The sequence below is a fragment of the Pseudomonas sp. 18.1.10 genome (genome assembly GCF_024655625.1).
Lineage (GTDB): Bacteria > Pseudomonadota > Gammaproteobacteria > Pseudomonadales > Pseudomonadaceae > Aquipseudomonas.
The window spans coordinates 1-3,164 of record NZ_JANLGL010000372.1 but is presented as its reverse complement, the minus strand read 5'-3'; the positions used below and the strand labels follow the sequence as shown (position 1 = coordinate 3,164).

The 3,164-nt window shown below is 60.5% G+C and carries 2 protein-coding genes; both read right to left on the bottom strand.

What is annotated here, in order from left to right:
- Nucleotides 1-129: 129 nt before the first annotated feature.
- A complete protein-coding gene (gene cysN, locus NUV89_RS28755; protein ID WP_257783984.1) occupies nucleotides 130-2,028 on the bottom strand; it encodes a sulfate adenylyltransferase subunit CysN in 1,899 nt (632 codons plus the stop codon).
- Nucleotides 2,029-2,037: 9 nt separating this feature from the next.
- On the bottom strand, nucleotides 2,038-2,955 hold the full coding sequence (cysD, locus tag NUV89_RS28750) for a sulfate adenylyltransferase subunit CysD (protein ID WP_257783983.1): 918 nt from the start codon (nucleotides 2,953-2,955) through the stop codon (nucleotides 2,038-2,040).
- Between the last annotated feature and the right edge of the window lie 209 nt (nucleotides 2,956-3,164).

The following is a 3,164-nucleotide window of genomic DNA, read 5'->3' as shown; positions in this document are numbered from 1 at the left end:
CACATCTGTTTCTGATACACCGCTTTCGCGAGCAAGCCCGCTCCCACATTTGACCGAGTTGTTTTCAAGACCCCACAAAAAAGCCCGCCACCGAGTGATCGGTGGCGGGCTTTTTTGTAGCGGCAATCCTTAGATCGCGCCGCGCTGACGCAACAGCTCCAGCACTTGCTTGACGCTCTCTTCCAGCGACAACGCCTGGGTGTCGATCACCAGGTCGGCATTCAACGGCACGTCGTACGGGAAGGATTCACCCGGGATGTTATCCCCACCCGCCGCGTACAACCCTTGCGGATCACGCTCGGCGCACACCAGCGGCGACGCTTGCACGTAGACCGTCAGCAAACGATCACCGCCGATCAGTGCCTTGGCCTGTTCACGGCCTTCGGCATCCGGCGCAACAAACGCGGCCAGGGTCAGCAAGCCCGCTTCGTTGAACTGACGCGCCACGTGCGCGGCGCGACGCCAGTTCTCGGTGCGGCCGGCGCGGTCTTGTGGCAGGCCTTTGTTCAGGTCGTGACGCAGGTTCTGGCCATCCAGCACGAACACCGCACGGCCCATGTCGAACAGCTTGCGCTCAACCGCATAGGCCAGGGTGCTCTTGCCAGCGCCCGACAAGCCGCTGAACAGCACGGTGGCCGGTTGCTGGCCGAAGCGCTGGGCACGTTCTTCGGTGGCCACGTGGGCCAACTTGCCGTGCTGCGCCGAACTGCCGTGGGTCACTGGCGGCGCGACGATCATGCCCGCCGCAACGGTGCCGTTGGTCAAACGGTCGATAACGATAAACGCACCGGTGGTGCGGTTGCTGTCGTAACCGTCCAGGGCAATGGCGGCGTCGAGGCTGACCTTGACCCGGCCAATCTCGTTCAATTGCAGCGAACTCGCCGGGCCTTCGGCCAGGGTGTTCACATCCACACGGTGCACGATGCTGGTGATGGAACCCGGCACGTAGCTGGTGGCGCGCTTGATGTCGTATTTCTTGCCCGGCAGCATTGGCTCTTCGGCCATCCACACCAGCATGGCGTCGAAGGCGTCGGTCACTTGCGGCACGTTGTCGGCGTGTACCAACAGGTCGCCACGGGAGATGTCGATCTCGTCTTCCATGGTCAGGGTCACGGCCTGGCCAGGACCTGCGTGCTCCAACTCACCTTCAAAGGTGACGATGGATTTGACGCGGCTGCTCTTGCCCGACGGCAGCACCACGACTTCGTCGCCCTTGTGCACGATGCCGCTGGCCAGGGTGCCGGCGAAACCACGGAAGTTCAGGTTCGGACGGTTGACGTACTGCACCGGGAAACGCAGGTCGGTGTAGTTGCGGTCGTTGGCGATCTCGACAGTCTCGAGGATCTCCATCAGCGACTGGCCGGTGTACCAAGGCGAGCGCTCGCTCTTGTTCACCACGTTGTCGCCCTTGAGCGCCGACATCGGCACGAACGCCATGGTGCTCGGCTTGAACGCGATACCTTCGGCGAACTTCAGGTAATCGGCCTTGATCGACTCGAATACGCTTTGGTCAAAGCCGTTGATGTCCATCTTGTTGACGGCAATCACGATGTGCTTGATGCCCAGCAACGAGGCGATATAGCTGTGGCGACGGGTCTGGGTCTGCACGCCGTAGCGGGCGTCGATCAGGATGATCGCCAGGTCACAGGTAGACGCACCGGTGGCCATGTTGCGGGTGTACTGCTCATGGCCCGGGGTGTCGGCGATGATGAATTTGCGCTTGGCGGTGGAGAAGTAGCGGTAGGCCACATCGATGGTGATGCCCTGCTCACGCTCGGCCTGCAGGCCGTCGACCAGCAAGGCCAGGTCGATGTCGTCACCGGTGGTGCCGACCTTCTTCGAATCGCGGGTGATGGCTTCCAGATGATCTTCGTAGATCATCTTGGAGTCGTGCAGCAGGCGCCCGATCAGGGTGCTCTTGCCGTCGTCGACGTTGCCGCAGGTCAGGAAGCGCAACATTTCCTTGCGCTCGTGCTGGCCCAGGTAGGCGAGGATGTCCTCGCTGATCAAATCAGATACGTGCGACATGACAACCCCTTAGAAATAACCCTGACGTTTTTTATCTTCCATCGAGCCTGCACCATCGTGGTCGATGACACGGCCCTGGCGCTCGGAAGTTCGCGTCAGGAGCATTTCCTGAATGATGTCCGTCAGCGTCTCGGCTTCGGACTCCACCGCGCCCGTCAACGGGTAGCAGCCAAGGGTACGGAAACGTACTTTCTTTTTGACGATTCGGGCTTTGTCTTCGTCGGACAAGTGCTCGAGGATGCGGTCGTCGTCGATCATTATCAACGTACCGTTCTTCTCGATCACGTCGCGTTCGGCGGCGAAGTACAGCGGCACGATCGGGATGCCTTCGAGGTAGATGTACTGCCAGATGTCCAGCTCGGTCCAGTTGGACAGCGGGAACACACGGATCGACTCGCCCTTGTTGACGTTGCCGTTGTAGACGTTCCACAACTCCGGGCGCTGGTTCTTCGGGTCCCAGCGGTGCTTGCTGTCGCGGAACGAGTACACGCGCTCTTTGGCGCGGGATTTCTCTTCATCGCGACGGGCACCGCCAAAGGCTGCGTCGAAACCATGCTGGTCCAGGGCTTGCTTGAGGCCCTCGGTCTTCATAATGTCGGTGTGCTTGGCGCTGCCGTGGGTGAACGGGTTGATGCCCTGCGCCACGCCATCCGGGTTGACGTGGGTAATCAGGTCCAGGCCCAGCTCGGCGACCATCTTGTCGCGGAACTTGTACATCTCCTGGAATTTCCACTGGGTGTCCACGTGCATCACCGGGAACGGCAGCTTGCCCGGGAAGAACGCCTTGCGTGCCAGGTGCAGCATCACGGCGGAGTCTTTACCGATCGAGTAGAGCATCACCGGGTTATCGAACTCGGCGGCGACCTCGCGGATGATGTGGATGCTTTCCGCCTCCAGCTGTTTCAGATGCGTCAGTTTGTCGACCATGGTTACTCACGGAAAAACGATCTTATGGACGGCCAGCGGGCCGTGTTCGAGCGGGGCATGCTAGCACAGCACCTTCTTCTAATCAGGGAGCTGGCTAGATCGAAACGGTATATGAATATGCCCCCAGGTTTGGCTACTCACTCCCTGTGAACACTGGACAGTGTGGGAGCGGGCTTGCTCGCGAAGGCGGTGTATCAGAAACAGATGTG